Below are 17,368 nucleotides of genomic sequence, written 5' to 3'. Positions count from 1 at the left end.
TCTGTATTAATAACATTTTAAAGCATTTAATTTTAAGTAACTTTGTTTTTGTTAAATACAGGATAAGAATGAAAAAATATATAGTACTGCTGGTAGCAATTATGGCTGTTTCGTGTGGTAAAACAGTAAATGAAGAAGATTTAACACACTTAAATGGCTACTGGAGTATTGAAAAAGCTGTAATGCCTGATGAGTCGGTTAAGGAATATAAGGTAAACCCGACGATTGATTACTTTGAAATTAAAGATAAAAAAGGTTTCAGGAAAAAAGTAATGCCTCAGGTTGACGGAACGTATAGAACAAACGATTTATCAGAAAATATAAGTATTCTTACAGAAGATGGTAAAATATACATTAGTTATATTACGGAGTATGCCAAATGGAAAGAACAAATATTAGAATTGGATAGCGAACACCTTGTATTGAAAAACGAACAGGATATAGAATATTATTATACAAAACCGGAACCTTTTACACTAAAATAATGGCTAAACGATTAAGTGAAGAATCGTCTATAAGTGATGTTTTAAAACAGTTTATAGATGAAAACAAATTACAGGGCGGTATAGATAAAATAGATGTGCGTGATGCATGGAAAAACCTTATGGGTAATGGTGTAAATAATTACACTCAGGAAATTATGCTTAAAAATGATACCTTGTATGTGCAGCTTACATCGTCTGTATTGCGGGAGGAGCTGAGTTACGGTAAGGAAAAAATAATAAAAATGATTAATGAAGAGCTGGGTAGGGAAGTAGTAAAAAATGTAGTACTCAGGTAAAGTATAAAAAAATAAAAAGGTCGCTTAAGTAAGCGACCTTTTTTATATAGCTAAGATTTTTGTTCTTTATTAAAACTGCTCTCTTCCTGCAAAGTGGAAAGCACTTTCTATAGCAGCATTCTCATCACTGTCAGAACCGTGAACAGCATTTTCACCTATAGAAGTAGCATATTTTTTACGAATAGTACCTTCAGCAGCTTCTGCCGGGTTAGTAGCACCTATTAAAGTTCTGAAGTCTTCAATAGCATTATCTTTTTCAAGAATAGCAGCTACTATAGGGCCTCTGCTCATAAAAGTTACTAATTCATCATAAAAAGGACGCTCTTTGTGTACTGCATAAAATTCTTTAGCATCAGCTACAGTAAGTTGAGTTAATTTTAATGATACAATTTTAAAACCAGCGTCGGTTATCATTGCTAAAATGTTACCGATATGCCCGTTTTCAACAGCATCCGGTTTAATCATAGTGAAAGTCCTGTTTGTTGCCATAATATTTTTCAATTTGCTGCAAAAATAGAACTTTTAGTGTAATAACTTTAAAAAAACAGGAATGTTTTATGTTATAAAACTATTATGCTGAATTCGTGTTCCAAAGGTTTAAGTTTTGCAAACAGTAACTCCAGTAATTTTCCGTTATAGTCAAGGTAAAATTCAGAGAAGTTTGCTTGCCTTTCCTGTAGTCCTTGGTTGGGGAAAAGTTCGTTTTGTATCTCAGTAATTCGGGATAGTTTATCCGAATGTACCTTCTTTTCTGCTTTTTTAAGGCGTTTCTCTAAATTCTCAAGACCTTTTAGCTGTTTCTTTTCCTGTGCTTCTACAGCACCTTTAAAAGAGGCATCTGTTTGCTGAGCAATTGCAGCTAAGTCAGCGAATTGTTTTTTCAAAAAAGCTTTTTGTTCGGTGAAGTCCAGTTCTTGTGTTGACAGTTCTTTTACTTTTCTATTGATTAAATTTTGCTGTTTGCTAAAAGCATCCTGCCAGGTAAGATCAAGATTATCTAATTTATCAGCTTGCTTTTGTGTAGCCAGTAAAACAGAATTACGTACTAAAAGTATTGGGAAGGTAACCTCTGAAGCCTTAAAGAAAGATTTTAATTCCAGCCAGTAGGCTATTTCACCACCGCCTCCTATATAGCATAGGTTTGGCAGTATCACTTCCTGATATAAAGGACGCATAATAACGTTAGGACTGAATTTTTCAGGGCTTGTGTTTAACACATCAATAATCTCCTGGTGAGAAAATTCAATTTCAGTATTGTTTACATAATACTTCCTGTCTTGGTATATAATTCTTTCTCTTAAATCATCTTCTATGTAAAACAAGTTAATCTCTCTTGGGTTAACCTGTATGTTGTATTCTTTTAATAGTTCGGTAGTTTCGGCTACTTTTTCATGCGAGGTTTGTTTTTCCAACTCTTCTTGTACATAAGGTATAAATGGCTTTTTTAATTCCCTGCTATCTCCATCAATAATAACTAAGCCTTTATCGCCAAATAATTCGTTAGCTAAATAACGTGTAGCCTCTGCCAGATTATCATGCTGTAAGTATGCTTTTTCAAATAGTTCTTTTAGGTATTCTGCATTTTTGCCAATACCCAATTCATTAGCAAGTACTTTTAAAACATCATCCAGTCCTGAATTATTTAACCTGCCTACAGGACCTGCACTTTCCCTATTCCACTTTATTTTTTTGTTTTTAAAATTAAAGAAACTGATTTCTTCAAAATCGTGGTCTTCAGTAGCCATCCAGTATACAGGTACAAAGTTGAAATCAGGGTAAGTCTCCTTCAGTTCTTTACAAAGGTTTATAGTTGATACTATTTTATATAAAAAGTATAACGGTCCTGTAAATAAATTAAGCTGATGCCCTGTAGTTACTGTAAAGGTATTTTTGCTTTCTAAAAGTGCAATATTATCAGAAGTTAAGGCAGAAGCAGTAACGTTTTTATACTGTTTCTTTAATTCTTTTGTTAGTATTGCTCTGTTTTGAGAAAGGTAGTTTTTCTGCTTTTCTTCTATTTGAAGCTTAAAGTTTTCTATTGAAGGAAAATGATTGTATAGTGGTTTTAAATTTTCTTCTTGATTAAGATAATCAATAATCAGTTGTGTAAAATATCCTGATTGCTGATAGGTTATACAGTCTGAAGGCATGTTTGTAGTTGTTTTACTGTAAAATTACACAAAATATAATGAGTTTAAGCAAGGGCGTAGCACTATAAGCTAGGCATGACTTAAAAACTGACATATTTTTTCATATAGTTTACTATCGTGCATGCTGTGCCCTAATCCTTTTGTAATAATAAACTCGGCAGAAGTCCATGCTTCAGCAATTTTTCTTCCTTCTTTAAAACTCACAACTTCATCATCTCTGTCATGAGATAGAAGTCCCGGAATTTCTATTTGTTTAGCAAATATTTTTCCCGAAAACTCATCTGTTTTAATCTTAAAATGTTCAAAGAAATGCTTTTTAAGCATTTTTATTACCGAATTATTAAGGCTTAACATACCTGCATAGTTAGCCAGTATGGTATTAAGGTCGCTGGGGGCACCCAATACTACCAGTTTTTTAATAATATCCTGAGGATAATGTGCCATATAATATAAAGCGGTAGCTCCGCCAATAGAGTGACCTATCATATAAGCAGGCTGTAAACTGTGCACTATAATATTAACGAATTCGGCATAACGAGGTATATCAAAAACTTCTCCTGATGACAGCCCGTGTGCAGGTGCATCAAGCGCTATAATAGTATAATCTTGTTTTTTAAGGTAGGGTATTAACAGTTCCCAGCGAGAAGCATTACTTTCCCAGCCATGTATAAGCAGTACTTTTTTTTCTTTGCCCGGTTGCCAAGTATACATTTGGAAAACAAAATGCTCATGTGTTATCATTTCGGCTTCTGCTTCCTGTAGTATTTCAGGGAGCTGGTCTTTAACTAAGCGACCATCTCGTGGAGTGCTGAAAAATTTATAGGCAAGTGTACTCGCTTTTTTGGGAGCCACATAGCCAAGTATATTAATATACAGCCCTATACTTTTTACAAGTATATAAGTAAGAACTTTTTGCATATGGGGTAAAAAAATACCCCCGTATTAGCGGGGGTATTATGTATTATAATTTAGCAAGTAATTGCTCCATTTTTTCTCTTTCTTCTTCAGCCAGAGAGCTGTCAACTAATATTCTTCCACTGTGCTCATCAGTAATTATTTTTTTACGTGATGCAATTTCCATCTGTGTTTGTGGCGGAATAGTAAAGTAAGAACCTGCAGAAGCACCTCTTTCTATAGAAACTACAGCAAGACCGTTTCTTACACTTCCTCTTATTCTTTTGTATGCTTTAATAAGTCTTTCTTCAATTTGAGCTTCATACTCAGCAGACTTTTCCATTAAGAACGTTTCTTCTTTCTCAGTTTCAGACATGATGTCTTTAAGCTCAGATTTTTTGTGCTGAAGGTGTGTTTTTTTGTCTTCCAGTTTTGTTTCTGATTGAGCAATAACTTCTTTTTTATGCTCTATAGAAGCACGCATTTCTTTAATATGCTTTTCTGCTAATTGAATTTCAAGTTCCTGGAATTCAATTTCTTTAGATAGCGAGTTGAACTCACGATTATTACGCACATTTTTTTGTTGCTCGCTATATTTCTTTATAGCTGCCTTATGGTCATCAATAGCGTTTTTCTTCTCCTTGATTTGGAACTCGATGGACTCAAGGTCGTTTTTCAGTTTGTCAAGTCTTGTAGTAAGTCCTGCAACTTCATCTTCAAGATCCTCTACTTCCAACGGAAGTTCACCTCTTACATTTCTTATCTCGTCTATTCTTGAATCAATTAACTGTAAGTCATAAAGTGCTCTTAATTTCTCTTCAACACTTATCTCCTTGGTATTGGCCATATTTATAAGTACTTAACTGGATTTGTATTTTCTTCCGATAAAATGATTGCAAAATTAGCGATTTTTTTTGTAAGATACTCAACTATATAATTTTTTGTGTACCGCTCACTTTCAAAATGCCCAATATCAGCCAGTAGTATCTTGTTTTCAGCTTCAAAAAAGTTATGATATTTTAAATCAGCAGTAATATAAGCATCAGCTCCTGCACCAATAGCATTCTTAATAGCAAAACTACCCGAGCCACCCAGTACAGCTACTTTTTTTATTTTGTTGCCTGTATATTCGCTATGGCGTATGCCACCTGCCTGCATTTTTTCTTTTACCATAAGCAGGAAATCTTTTTCATTCATTGGAGTTTCAAATTCCCCAATCATTCCTAAACCTATGTTTTGGTGTTGGTTTTCCAGCTTATATATTTCATAAGCTACCTCTTCATAAACATGGTTGTTGAATAAAGCCCTAAGTATTTGGCTTTGCAGGTGTTTTTCAAAAGTAACCTCTATTTTTATTTCCTGTCCTTCTACAAATTCTCCTTGCTCGCCAATAACAGGGTTGCTTTCATTTGTACCTTGATAGGTGCCGATTCCCTGAGAGTTAAAGCTGCAATTTTCATAATTGCCTATATTGCCGGCACCGGCATCAAACAGCGCATTGCGTAGTTTTTCTACATTTTCGGGAATAGTAAATGTTACCAGTTTATGTATAAAGTTACTTTTTGGGACTAATACTTTAGTATTGGTAAGCCCTAAAGCATCACAGAAAATTTTATTTACCCCGTGCTTATGGTTATCAAGTGCAGTGTGAACCGCATAAATTGCAATGTCGTTTTTAATAGCTTTTATAACAGCACGCTCTACATAATTTTTGCCTGTTATTTTCTTTATACCCGAAAATAAAATAGGATGAAAGCATACTACTAAATTGCAGTTCTTTTCAATAGCTTCATCAATAACACTTTCCAGTGCATCGTGGCATACCAGTATACCTGTAGCCTCGGTATTTTTATCGCCAACTAATAGCCCTACATTATCAAAATCTTCTGCATAGGCAGTAGGAACCATTTGCTCCAGTATAGTGAGTATATCTTTAATTTTCATTTGTGCTGTTTTTCAAAATCAAATATACCTATATAGAGAACTTTTACCAAAAACAATAAAGCCCTATTGAGTAAATATTTTAAACCTACTCACAAAAAGTGCTTACATATTCATTAAAACCTTGTTGTGTATCAACTCCGTTAACATAGGCATTCCCATTATCACCTTCACAAACTTCCGAAGCCTCTTCAAAATCGCATTGTACACAATTACTTTTTACGCTGTCGTCATCAGATGAGCATGCAGCAAAAGTTATTCCTGCTAAAACGGTTATAGATAAAATAAGTTTTTTCATTCTTGTAGTTAGTTATGTTATTATTAATTTTCAAAAATCAATAATTATAAGATGCAACTCTCTTTATGAAATGTTAAATTGTACTTTTTGGTATTTTTAGCAATAAATAGGAGTTAAATAATTTATCTTCGTGTTCATGAAATTTTTAAGAAAATTATTGTTTCCTTTTGCTCTTATTTATGGAGGAGTAGTATACTTAAGGAACTTTCTGTATGATGTATCTTTTCTAAAATCATATTCATTTGATTTACCTGTTATAGTAGTAGGAAATCTTAGTGTGGGAGGTACAGGCAAATCACCGCAAACAGAATATTTAATACGTTTATTGGCAAGTGAGTATAAAGTAGCTACCCTTAGCAGAGGGTATAAGCGTAAAACAAAAGGTTTTGTACTGGCAGATGAAAATGCCGATGCTTATACTTTGGGAGATGAGCCTTTTCAGTTTCATACTAAGTTTCCTGAAATTACTGTAGCTGTAGATGCCGACCGTAAAAACGGAATTGAAAACCTATTAGCACAGCCGGAACCGCCCGAAGTAATATTAATGGATGATGCTTACCAGCACCGCCGGGTTAAAGGAGGTTTTTATATTTTGCTTACAGCTTTTAATGATATATATGCCGACGATTTTATTTTACCTGTGGGTAATTTGCGAGAAGGAAAACCGGGAGCTAAGCGTGCCGATGTAATTATTGTTACAAAATGCCCAAGTGATTTAACTGAACCTGAGCAGGAGTTTATTATAAACAGATTAAAGCCGGAAGAAAATCAAAAAATTTATTTTAGCTTTATAGAGTATGATGAGGCAGCAATATCTAAAACCAGTAGTATTGCTGTAAATGAGTTAAAAGAAAAAGATAAAATATTACTGGCAGGAATAGCAAAGCCTGAGCCTTTTTTTAACTATCTTAAAAAAGAAGGTGATAATTGCTTGCGTTACCCTGATCATCATTACTTTTCTGAAAAGGAAATTGAAGAATTAAAGAAACTTTCTAAAGATAAAATTATTGTTACTACCGAAAAGGACTATATGCGTTTAAAAGGTAAACTGCCAGACGACAGGTTGTTTTACCTACCCATAAAAAGTTCTTTTATAAATGGAGGTGACGATTTTAATAAAACCATTTTATACTATGTGGGACAAAGTACAGCAGACGGTAGAATATATAAAGACTAAAACACAATTTACACCTGAATATGGGGTAGTGCTGGGTTCAGGGCTAGGTGGTTTTGCGGATGATATTACAGTAGAACACTCCTTGCCTTATAGTGAAATCCCGAATTTTCCAGTCTCTACTGTAGAGGGGCATAAAGGAGCACTACTTTTCGGTACTATTGGTACTAAAAAAGTAGTAGCCATGCAGGGACGCTTTCATTTTTATGAAGGCTATGATATGAAACAGGTTACTTTCCCTATTCGTGTAATGAAATATTTAGGCGTAGAAAAACTTATAGTTTCTAATGCGTCCGGAGGTGTAAACCCAAATTATATAGTAGGGGATATAGTACTTATAAGTGACCATATTAATATGATGCCGGAGCATCCGCTTAGAGGTAAAAACGACGAGCGTTTTGGTCCCAGATTTGTTAATATGAGCCAGCCGTACAGTAAAGCGATGATTGCAAAAGCGAAAACTTTGGCTGAAAATTCTAATATAGAAGTTAAAGATGGTGTATACCTTTCTTTACAAGGTCCTACTTTTGAAACCCTTGCCGAGTACCGCATGGTAAAAGCTTTGGGAGGCGATTGTGTAGGGATGTCAACAGTACCTGAGGTAATAGTAGCGCGCCACATGGATATGGAATGTTTCGGGGTATCTGTAATTACCGATATAGGGAATGAGGATAATATAGATGAGGTAAACCATGAAGAAGTTTTACAGGCGGCACAAAAAGCAGAGCCAAAAGTGCGTAACCTGATAAAACAACTTATTGAAAATTATTAAAGTGTAGCTTATTTACTAATATAGGATATAAGGTCTATTAATCGGGATGAATAGCCTATTTCGTTATCATACCAGCCTACAACCTTCACCATTTTATCGATAACCGAAGTTAATTGCGCATCAAAAAGGCAAGAATTTGTATTACCCAATATATCAACTGATACTATTGGGTCTTCGGTATAGGAAAGTATACCTTTTAGTTCATTTTCCGCAGCATGTTTAAAAGCAGCATTAATTTCTTCAATAGAAGCTTCACGCTTTACATAGCAGGTAATATCAGTTAACGAGCCATCCGGTACAGGTACGCGTATGCCACCACCACCAATTTTTCCGTCAAATTCAGGGAAAATTTTGGTTAGTGCTTTAGCAGCACCTGTTGTAGTAGGTACTATAGACTGTGATGCTCCGCGTGCTCTGCGTAAATCTTTATGCGGTTGGTCGTGTAAGCTTTGGTCGGTAGTGTAGGAGTGTACCGTAGTAATATAGGCTTGATTAATACCACAAAGATCATTAATAATCTTCATCATTGGGGCAGCATTGTTGGTAGTACAACTGGCATTCGAAATTATTTTTTCAGTGCCGTCAAGTATATGTTCGTTTACCCCTAAAACAACTGTTTTAATTTTATCCTCTTCCGGTGGAGCAGATAGTATTACTTTTTTAGCTCCTGCATCTAAATGCTGAGATGCTGAGTCATACGTTTTAAATTTCCCTGTTGACTCTACTACTATATCAACATTAAAATTATTCCATTTTATATCAGCTATATTTCGCTGTCTTGTAAAAGCGTATTCTTTACCGTTTACAACAATACTGTTTTCAGTATGTGATACTTCGTAAGGCAGTACACCATGTATACTGTCATACTTTATAAGGTGTGCCATTGTGCGGGTATCAGCAATATCATTAATAACGGCTACTTCTATATTTGGGTGATTGATTAACAGCCTAAACAGGTTTCGACCTATACGACCGAAACCATTTATACCGATTTTAATTTTTTCCATTGTATGAAAGGGGGTATTGTACCTTTCTTTACACTTTATAACAGTGGTAAGAAAAGCAAATTCCTAATTTTAATTAGTAAGATGTTATAGTATGTGTTTTTGAGCTTTATAAGAAGAACGTACCAAAGCACCGCTTTCTACATGGCGGAACCCAAGGTCTAGCCCAATTTCTTCATATTTTTTAAACTGATCTGGAGTAATAAACTCTTTTACAGGAAGGTGTTTTTTACTGGGCTGTAAATATTGCCCTATAGTTAAAACATCAAGACCTACTTCACGAAGGTCGTGCATGGTTTGTATAACCTCTTCTTCCTTTTCACCTAAGCCAAGCATTATCCCTGATTTAGTTCGGTTTATGCCACTGGCTTTAAGATAGCGTAAAACTTCAAGGCTACGCTCGTATTTTGCTTGTATACGTACTTCGCGTGTAAGCCTTTTTACGGTTTCCATGTTATGAGAAACAACTTCCGGCGCTACATCAACAATACGGTCTATATTTCGTTCTATTCCCTGAAAGTCAGGAATAAGTGTTTCAAGCGTAGTATTAGGATTCATTCTGCGTACTGCCTTAACGGTTTCTGCCCAAATAATAGAGCCACCGTCTTTTAAATCATCACGGTCTACACTGGTTAATACAGCATGCTTTATACTCATTAGCTTAATAGAGCGGGCTACTTTTTCAGGTTCATCCCAATCTACCGTTTCAGGGCGTCCTGTTTTTACACCGCAAAAACCACATGAACGAGTACAAACGTTACCTAAAATCATAAAGGTAGCAGTACCTTCTCCCCAGCATTCGCCCATGTTGGGGCAACTACCCGAAGTACATATAGTGTGCAGGTTATATTTATCTACAAGTCCTCGTAATTCAGTATATTTTTTACCTGTTGGCAGCTTTACCCTTAACCATTTAGGCTTTTGCGTAAGCCTTCCTTTTTCTGCTACTGGTTTTTCTGTATCTAATATTGTTTGCATAACAAAAACTTTAGTAGGCAAAGATAAGGTTTATTTATGGATTAGCATGGTACTTAACCTTTAGCTTAAAACCAAAAGAAGCTCCCAAAAGGGAGCTTCTTTATATTGTTTACTGTTTATTAATGTATGTTTATTGTTATAGGTAATTTATAGGCAGTCCTTACATACTTACCGTTTACCATACCCGGGCTCCATTTTGTTTTAATGGATTTTAATACTCGTATGGCTTCTTTACCTGCTCCGTATCCCGGATTTCTTAATACCTGAATGTTAGACATTGTTCCGTCTTTTTCAACAATAAAGCTAACATATACACGTATTGTTTTTTCTTCTCCAATTTCAGGAACTCTGTATCGGTTACCTACTTGATTGTAAAACTTGTCAAGCCCACCCGGAAACTCAGGTGCTACGTCAACAAAAACGGCATCTACAGTTCCTTCTCCATCACCTTCTCCGGTTCCTGTGCCCTCCTTTTCTCCGTCAGAAGATGTAGTTCCTATAGCAAAGTCACCACTGCCGTCGCCATCACTTGTTGTTTGTCCTGCTTTAGTAGTTAAAAGCGTTTCCATATCAGGTAAATCAACAGGTTCAGGGTCAGTTGCTGCCACAAAAGGTTTGTTTCTTACAGTAGGTTCCGGTTCTACAGCGGCAGGAGCGGGAGTAGCTTTTTGTGGATCTGGTTCTGGTTGCTGTTTAAGTTCAGGTTCCTTATGTATTACAGCAGGAGTTTCTATATCTGTTTTTATTTCAGTAGGCGTTATTACCACTACTGTTTCATCTGCAAGTTCCTCCTGTGGGTTAAAATGATTTACAATGGCAGGTATGCTTACTAAGGCTAAAATTAGCCCGATACCTGTTAGAAGGGCGATAATAGTTATTTTGGAACTTTCCTGGCGTAATTTATAAGCGCCGTATTCTTTATTACGACCTTCAAAAACCAAGTCAATCCATTCTTGTTCAAAAACGTTTACTTTAGACATACTATTACAGTTTTGGTTTGTTATTACTAATATGCTACTAAAACGTTTTCGTATTTATATTTATTATAAATAAAATCATAAAGTTTTATTAGTTTACAGAAATTGCATTTTATGTAAAGTCTTACTTTTGTAGAAAATTGTATACATGAAAAAGCTATTCTGCCTTATAGTATTGTTAACGGTAAGTGTGTATGCTCAACACTCAGGCTTAAAAATAAAACACCTTTCGGGTGATGTGTATGCTTATACTACCCATAAATTATTTTCAGGGAATCCTTTTCCTTCAAATAGTGTATATATAGTAACAGAGGAAGGAGTGGTGCTTATTGATACTCCTTGGGATGAAGCGCAATTTCAGCCTTTGCTGGATACTATTAAAAAAAGGCATAATAAAGATGTTGTACTTTGTATTGCGACACATTATCACGATGACAGAACAGCAGGTTTGGAGTATTTTAAAAATAAAGGGGTAGCTACATATTCATCAAAACAAACGTATGATTTATGTGCAGAATATAATGAGAAACAGGCAGCACATTATTTTACAAAAGATACACTGTTTACTGTGGGTGGTTATACCATTAAAACATTTTACCCCGGAGAAGGGCATACTAAAGATAACATAGTGATATGGTTACCAAAAGACAAAATATTGTATGGCGGTTGCTTGGTAAAAAGTGTTGAAAGTTCCGGCTTGGGTAATGTGGCAGATGCGAACCTTGAAGCATGGGATGAAACTATAAAAAAGTTACTTGAAAATTATCCTGATATAGCTTTTGTTGTGCCCGGGCATTTTAAATGGTCTAAAAATACAGAGGCTTTACACCATACTTTAAAGTTGCTCGAAAAGAATGAAAACGGTGATTAGCAGCCTTGTTTTTTATTTTTAATAATTTCAGAAAGGAGTTTTTTAGCGCGCAGTAGCTTTACTTTAATATTGTTTAAAGGTTCTTGTAATTGGTCAGCTATTTCCTGATAGCTTAATTCCTGAAAGTAACGTAATTGTATTACTTCCTGATACTGCGGTTTCATTTTTTTAATGCATTCCAGTAATCGGGAAAGATTTTGTTCCTGTATTAATTCATCTTCTGCAGAAAGGGAGTCATCAGCAATATTATACGCCTGTTTTTCCTCTTTTTCATTAATAGCTACAAAAAGTGATGATTTCTTTTTGCGGAGCATATCAATATGTGCATTTTTGGCAATGCTTATCAGCCAGGTATTAAATGCATAATCAGGGTTGTAGGTAGTTATTCTGTCAAAAGCTTTTGCAAAAGTCTCTATAACAATGTCTTCTGCATCTGTTTCATTTTGAGTACGTTTCAGCATAAAGCCGTATACTTCATTCCAGTAAAGGTCGAGTAGGGAAGTAAAGGCAACCTGGTCGCCTTTTTGTGCCTTTTCAACAATAGCGTTTATAATTTCGGGCTTGATTTCCAATTTACCGGCTTTGAGAATATATTGGTAACGAAAACATTAATCTTTGTGAAGGTAACAATTATTTCAATAACAGGAAACCAATACATCGTATCTTTTTCTTTAAGTTTTGCGGCGCTATAGCCCAGTGTTAGCCAACTGCACAGGTAGCGTAATGCTATTACAGGCACTAAAAACATCCAGTTAAACTGAAATGCTAATAGTATAATTGCTAACACAAAAAACAGTACCTGACTTATATTGAAAATTTTCAGGTGTAACTTATCTGAAAACTTAAAGTGAGAAGCGGTTACTGCCTGCCTGCGTTTTTGGCTAAACCATTCTTTAAATGATTTTTTAGCTTCGCAATATGTAAAGCTATCAGGAGTGTAGCATGTTTTTATATTACGGGCGTTTGCAGCCTCATTAATAAATAAAGCATCTTCTCCCAACCTGATGTCGATATGGCTGATAAAACCGTTTACTTTAAAAAACTCTTCTTTTTTGTATGCCATATTCCTGCCTTCTCCGGTGTAAGGTCTGCCCAATTTAGCCCATGCAAAATATTGTGTAGCCATAATTAAAGCATCAAAACGGATAATTTTATTAAGGAAGTTGCCTTTAATTTTATTGTACGCCCCATACCCTAATACAATAGTTTTGTTTTGGGTAAATTGCGAAGCCATGTTTGTTATCCAATGCCTGGGTGAAGGAACACAATCTGCATCGGTAAAAAGTAAATACTCTTTGGTAGCTGCTTTAATGCCTAGTGTTAGTGCATATTTTTTATTTGCCCAAAATGCTTCATTATTCTCTACTTTAACCAGTTTTATGTTTGGGTATTGTCTTTCAAAGGCTTCAAATACTTCAAGGGTTTCATCAGCAGAAGAATCATCTATAAGTACAATTTCAAAGTCAGGATATTCTTGTTCTGCCAGTAAAGGAACAAGTTGTTTTACGTTCTCCGCTTCGTTTTTGGCACATACTATTACAGATACGGGAACTCTTTTTGATTTTACTTTTTGCGAAGGGGCAAAAGAAAACTTACCGAAAATAATCAGATAGTATACTAGCTGGACTAAGGTAACACCTGCAAAAACGTAAAAAAGAATGCTTAACATGATACGTATTTGTTTCGCACAAATTTAAAAAAACAAACCAGTTAGAAACGCTTTTTCTTATTTTGAATTACATTAAATGATATTTACCTCATTTTCAATATGTATACCGAAGTTATTAAACACGGTTTCCTGTATTTTATGCGATAAATTTAAAATTTCCTGACCTGTAGCATTGCCATAGTTTACCAAAACCAGCGCTTGTTTGCTGTGTACACCTGCATCGCCAAAGCGCTTGCCTTTAAAACCGCTTTGTTCTATAAGCCAGCCGGCAGGTACTTTAACCTCTGTTTCCGATACTACATAGTAAGGCATCAGCGGATGTTTGGACTGAATTTTATCAAATATTGTTTTGGGTACAATAGGGTTTTTAAAGAAACTGCCACTGTTGCCCAGTTCTTTAGGGTCGGGTAGTTTACTTTGCCTTATGGCAATAACGGCATTGCTCACATCTTTAATTGTAGCTACTATAATGCCGTTGTCGATTAATTTTTCGGTAATATCGCCGTAAGCCGTATTTATTTTATGGTCTGTTTTGGTTAACTTAAATGTAACCGATGTTATAATGTATTTACCTTTAAGTTTACCCTTAAAAATACTTTCACGGTAGGCAAATTCGCAATCATCTTTTGTGAAAGTATCTGTTTCCAGTGTTTCAATATTCAGTGCGTTGCAGGAAACAAAAGTGTCTTTTATTTCTGTTCCGTATGCCCCTATGTTTTGGATGGGCGTAGTGCCTACATTACCGGGTATTAGCGAAAGGTTTTCCAGCCCTCCGTAATTATTATTAATGCAATGCAGTACAAACTCATGCCAGTTTTCGCCTGCCATAGCTTGTATGTTTACATGTGTATCGCTTTCACTTATTACTGATATACCCTTAATATTAATATGTAAAACCAGTGCATCAATATCTTTTGTTAGCAGCATATTACTACCTCCGCCTAAAATAAACAGCTTTTTACCTTTATTTTCTTGCAGTACTTGCTTTAATTCGTTTACTGATTGCACGGCAACAAATTCTTTAGCATAAGCCTCTATGCCAAAAGTGTTATAGTCTTTCAGGGAGTAATTAGTATGTAGTTTCATTATAAAGTGATTCGGGTAAGGTAATTATTCTGTAGTTAGCGCACGGTTTATGTAATCTACCAATGGTTTTAGTAACAATAACTGTTTTGATTTTTCCTCTACAAAGTTATCTTTTTTAAGCTCTTCATCAGAGAATTTATGAGTAGCAGTAAATTTTTTCAGTTTTAAATATTTAATAGCAGGATGGTCTTTATCGTAATCTTTAGGTGATGTTTTTAAAGTATTGTTTTCATCCCTGTCCAGCTCACCATATAATTTTTTAAATTCTTTATCCGCCAGTATTTCTTCTAAATCATCGTAAAAGCCGTCAATTTCACGGCGTATTTTTTTAATATCTTCACTATCGGGGTGGTGCCTTCCGCCTGCTATAAAACAGTTTCCTTTTTCAATGTGTAAATAGTAACCTGCCATATTGGTCTTTTTACCATCTTTACACAACCAGATACCTAAATTGGTTTTATAGGGCGATTTGTCTTTGCTAAAACGAATGTCCCGGTTAATACGGAAAGAACAGTCTTTAAACTCTAATCCGTTTAGAGAGCTGTCGCCTTTACTCATCTCTGCAATCATATCGTTTACCAAACTTTTGTAGGCTTCTTTAAACTTCCCGTATTCTTCCTGATGGTCTTGAAACCATTCACGATTATTATTATGTTTTAATTTTTCCAGAAAGTCTAAAATAATTGGTGGTACCATAGTTACTGATTTTTTAGTAAAAATAAACTAATTACAAGAGTAAATCAAAAGATAGAAGGACGAACTTATAACCCTTATAAGTTGAATATAGTATAGCTTTGGTGTGTTGCTTTCACAATAGCTTCAGTACGTTCAGGGTGAGTGTCTGAAATAAAAATTTGTCCGAAAGTTTCATCATTTATCATTTCTACTATTTTAGCTACACGGGTTTCGTCCAGTTTGTCGAAAATATCATCAAAAAGCAGTATCGGTAATACATTGCTTTGCATCTTTATAAATTCAAACTGAGCCAGCTTTAAAGCTATTAAAAAAGACTTTTGCTGTCCTTGTGAACCAAATTTTTTAATAGGGTGATTGTCAATTTCAAAGGAAAGATCATCTTTATGAATACCTACACTGGTATATTGTAAAACCTTATCCTTATTAATGTTTTCTCTCAGTAAATCCTCCAGACTTTTATCGTGTAATTGACTTTGGTAAGTTAGCCCTACATTCTCTGCTGAGCCTGTAATATTATGATGATGTTTATTAAATATAGGTATAAACTGGTCTAAAAATTCTTGACGCTTTTCAAAAATGAGTAAGCCTAAGCTGCTTAACTGCTCATTGTATATTGATAGCGTATCGTTATCAAAAGTATGGTTAAGCGCAAAATATTTTAATAATGCGTTACGCTGCGATAGTACTTTTTGGTAATTAATAAGCTCCTGTAAATAAACAGGGTTGAGTAATGATATTACACTGTCTATAAACTTACGGCGGGTTTCGCTACCCTCCAGTATTAAGTCACTATCCGAAGGGGAGATGATAACCAACGGTATAAAGCCTATGTGTTCAGAGAATTTATCATATTGTTTTCCATTCCGTTTCAGTGCTTTTTTCTGCCCTCTCTTCAGGCTGCACACTATATTTTCATTTCTGCCCTCTTTTTCAAAAGTACCGTCTATCACAAAAAAATCTTCTCCGTGTTGTATATTTTGTGCCGCTATAGGATTAAAGTAGCTTTTTCCGTATGCTAAATGGTAAACAGCATCCAGTACATTTGTTTTACCTACTCCGTTTTTGCCTACAAAACAGTTTATTTTATTATCAAATGTATAATGTGCTTCGGTAATGTTCTTGTAGTTGAGAAGTGATAATTCTTTTAAATACATTTAAAACGAGGTCTGATTGTGTGAACTTTGTGTATTTTAGGGCTAAATTTTAAAGTAGCTGCAAATTATCGAAAAATATCGACAAAAAGATATTTTAAATTTCAATAAAAATTTTATTTTTGCCACTCATTAAATTATAGGAAATGGCAACATATAATAAAAGAGGGTATAAAGCTCCTAAGCCTGAAAAGGCAGAAGAAACAGAACCGGTAGAAGAAACTTTTGATGGTAAAAGTACCACAGAGGAAGTATTTGACTCGCTGGATCAGGGAGCCTCAAAGACCGAAGAGTGGGTTGAGAAAAACCAAAAACCTATTCTTATTGTAGTAGCTATAATAGCTATAGTTACTATAGGTTACTTATTATATAACAAATTTGTAGTTGAACCTAAGGAGGAAGAAGCAGCAAACGAAATGTTCCAGGCAGAGCAGTATTTTACTGATGCTGTAGACGGACAAACTGCTAATGACTCTCTTTTCAACCTTGCCCTTGAAGGCGGAGAAGGTAAATTAGGTTTCTTAGGTATTATAGAAAACTACTCAGGAACTGATGCTGCTAACCTTGCACACTACTTTGCAGGTATGTCTTACCTTAACACAGGTAAGTATAAAGAAGCTGTAGAGCATTTAGACAAGTTTACAACAGAAGACAGTGTACTTAAAGCAATGGCTAACGGAGGTATAGGTGATGCTTTCTCCCAGTTAGGACAAAAAGAAGATGCACTTGAATTTTATGTGAAAGCAGCAGATGCCGGTAAAAATGAATTAACAAGACCACGTTTCCTATTCAAAGCCGGTAAAGTAGCTCTTGCATTAGACAAAAAAGAAGAAGCAGGAAAATATTTCCAAGAGATTAAAGATAAATACAGTAAATCTCAGGAAGGTGTTTCTATAGATGTATATATTGCAATGACTGAATAATTT

20 protein-coding genes are annotated in these 17,368 nt (G+C 35.0%); 6 read left to right on the top strand and 14 right to left on the bottom strand.

Annotated features, from left to right (window positions below; all coding sequences use genetic code 11):
- Window positions 1–68 precede the first annotated feature (68 nt).
- Window positions 69–485, top strand: coding sequence for a lipocalin family protein (locus tag IEW45_RS07015; RefSeq protein WP_188620526.1), 417 nt, complete (start codon window positions 69–71; stop codon window positions 483–485).
- Complete coding sequence (locus IEW45_RS07010; protein WP_188620525.1) at window positions 485–781, top strand: DciA family protein; 297 nt, start codon at window positions 485–487, stop codon at window positions 779–781. Before IEW45_RS07015 ends, IEW45_RS07010 begins: the two co-directional genes overlap by 1 nt.
- 69 nt (window positions 782–850) lie before the next feature.
- Here the strand turns inward: IEW45_RS07010 and IEW45_RS07005 are convergent, their stop codons facing one another.
- The 6 genes from IEW45_RS07005 to IEW45_RS06980 form a co-directional block, all read right to left on the bottom strand.
- Window positions 851–1,270 (bottom strand): nucleoside-diphosphate kinase, encoded by a 420-nt coding sequence (locus IEW45_RS07005; RefSeq protein WP_188620524.1) that lies wholly within the window; start codon window positions 1,268–1,270, stop codon window positions 851–853.
- Between the two features lie 71 nt (window positions 1,271–1,341).
- The gene (gene bshC / locus IEW45_RS07000; protein WP_188620523.1) at window positions 1,342–2,931 is read right to left on the bottom strand and encodes a bacillithiol biosynthesis cysteine-adding enzyme BshC; all 1,590 of its coding nucleotides are present in this window, start codon (window positions 2,929–2,931) and stop codon (window positions 1,342–1,344) included.
- 69 nt (window positions 2,932–3,000) lie between these two features.
- A complete protein-coding gene (locus IEW45_RS06995) occupies window positions 3,001–3,849 on the bottom strand; it encodes an alpha/beta fold hydrolase (protein WP_188620522.1) in 849 nt (282 codons plus the stop codon).
- Window positions 3,850–3,892: 43 nt separating this feature from the next.
- Entirely contained in the window at window positions 3,893–4,672 is a 780-nt protein-coding gene (locus IEW45_RS06990; protein ID WP_188620521.1) for a zinc ribbon domain-containing protein, read from the bottom strand.
- Window positions 4,673–4,674: 2 nt separating this feature from the next.
- Window positions 4,675–5,769, bottom strand: coding sequence for a Nif3-like dinuclear metal center hexameric protein (locus tag IEW45_RS06985; RefSeq protein WP_188620520.1), 1,095 nt, complete (start codon window positions 5,767–5,769; stop codon window positions 4,675–4,677).
- An 85-nt stretch (window positions 5,770–5,854) separates the two neighbouring features.
- A complete protein-coding gene (locus tag IEW45_RS06980; protein ID WP_188620519.1) occupies window positions 5,855–6,064 on the bottom strand; it encodes a hypothetical protein in 210 nt (69 codons plus the stop codon).
- A gap of 136 nt (window positions 6,065–6,200) precedes the next feature.
- Between IEW45_RS06980 and lpxK the strand changes: the two genes are divergently transcribed.
- Both lpxK and IEW45_RS06970 read left to right on the top strand, forming a co-directional pair.
- Entirely contained in the window at window positions 6,201–7,241 is a 1,041-nt protein-coding gene (lpxK, locus tag IEW45_RS06975) for a tetraacyldisaccharide 4'-kinase (protein ID WP_188620518.1), read from the top strand.
- Window positions 7,198–8,010 carry a purine-nucleoside phosphorylase gene (locus IEW45_RS06970; RefSeq protein WP_188620517.1) on the top strand — a complete coding sequence of 271 codons (813 nt, stop codon included), beginning with the start codon at window positions 7,198–7,200 and terminating at the stop codon, window positions 8,008–8,010. The genes lpxK and IEW45_RS06970 overlap by 44 nt, the downstream gene beginning before the upstream one ends.
- 8 nt (window positions 8,011–8,018) lie before the next feature.
- Here IEW45_RS06970 and gap read toward each other — a convergent pair whose 3' ends face one another.
- From gap to IEW45_RS06955, 3 genes are all read right to left on the bottom strand, one after another.
- Window positions 8,019–9,017: a type I glyceraldehyde-3-phosphate dehydrogenase gene (gene gap / locus IEW45_RS06965; RefSeq protein ID WP_188620516.1), complete on the bottom strand. Its 999-nt coding sequence runs from the start codon at window positions 9,015–9,017 to the stop codon at window positions 8,019–8,021.
- Between the two features lie 84 nt (window positions 9,018–9,101).
- A complete protein-coding gene (gene lipA / locus IEW45_RS06960; RefSeq protein ID WP_188620515.1) occupies window positions 9,102–9,992 on the bottom strand; it encodes a lipoyl synthase in 891 nt (296 codons plus the stop codon).
- Window positions 9,993–10,111: 119 nt separating this feature from the next.
- On the bottom strand, window positions 10,112–10,972 hold the full coding sequence (locus IEW45_RS06955; RefSeq protein ID WP_188620514.1) for an energy transducer TonB: 861 nt from the start codon (window positions 10,970–10,972) through the stop codon (window positions 10,112–10,114).
- Window positions 10,973–11,117: 145 nt separating this feature from the next.
- Between IEW45_RS06955 and bla the strand changes: the two genes are divergently transcribed.
- Complete coding sequence (gene bla, locus IEW45_RS06950) at window positions 11,118–11,840, top strand: BlaB/IND/MUS family subclass B1 metallo-beta-lactamase (RefSeq protein WP_188620513.1); 723 nt, start codon at window positions 11,118–11,120, stop codon at window positions 11,838–11,840.
- Here bla and IEW45_RS06945 read toward each other — a convergent pair.
- The 5 genes from IEW45_RS06945 to recF all read right to left on the bottom strand — a co-directional run bounded on the left by IEW45_RS06945 (window position 11,837) and on the right by recF (window position 16,445).
- Window positions 11,837–12,412 carry an RNA polymerase sigma factor gene (locus IEW45_RS06945; protein ID WP_188620512.1) on the bottom strand — a complete coding sequence of 192 codons (576 nt, stop codon included), beginning with the start codon at window positions 12,410–12,412 and terminating at the stop codon, window positions 11,837–11,839. The two genes, bla and IEW45_RS06945, sit on opposite strands and share 4 nt — an antisense overlap.
- The gene (locus IEW45_RS06940; RefSeq protein ID WP_188620511.1) at window positions 12,388–13,509 is read right to left on the bottom strand and encodes a glycosyltransferase; all 1,122 of its coding nucleotides are present in this window, start codon (window positions 13,507–13,509) and stop codon (window positions 12,388–12,390) included. Before IEW45_RS06940 ends, IEW45_RS06945 begins: the two co-directional genes overlap by 25 nt.
- 72 nt (window positions 13,510–13,581) lie before the next feature.
- Window positions 13,582–14,595: a UDP-N-acetylmuramate dehydrogenase gene (murB, locus tag IEW45_RS06935; protein WP_188620510.1), complete on the bottom strand. Its 1,014-nt coding sequence runs from the start codon at window positions 14,593–14,595 to the stop codon at window positions 13,582–13,584.
- 24 nt (window positions 14,596–14,619) lie between these two features.
- Window positions 14,620–15,291 (bottom strand): DUF2461 domain-containing protein, encoded by a 672-nt coding sequence (locus IEW45_RS06930; RefSeq protein WP_188620509.1) that lies wholly within the window; start codon window positions 15,289–15,291, stop codon window positions 14,620–14,622.
- Window positions 15,292–15,365: 74 nt separating this feature from the next.
- Window positions 15,366–16,445, bottom strand: coding sequence for a DNA replication/repair protein RecF (gene recF / locus IEW45_RS06925; RefSeq protein ID WP_188620508.1), 1,080 nt, complete (start codon window positions 16,443–16,445; stop codon window positions 15,366–15,368).
- 143 nt (window positions 16,446–16,588) lie between these two features.
- On the opposite strand from recF, the gene IEW45_RS06920 reads away from it, so the two are divergent.
- Window positions 16,589–17,365 (top strand): tetratricopeptide repeat protein, encoded by a 777-nt coding sequence (locus tag IEW45_RS06920; protein WP_188620507.1) that lies wholly within the window; start codon window positions 16,589–16,591, stop codon window positions 17,363–17,365.
- Window positions 17,366–17,368: the final 3 nt, after the last annotated feature.

It is taken from the genome of Flavobacterium suaedae, from assembly GCF_014642915.1.
GTDB classification, from domain to species: domain Bacteria; phylum Bacteroidota; class Bacteroidia; order Flavobacteriales; family Flavobacteriaceae; genus Flavobacterium; species Flavobacterium suaedae.
Note: the sequence above shows the minus strand (reverse complement) of the source record. Positions and strands in the feature narration are given on the sequence as shown.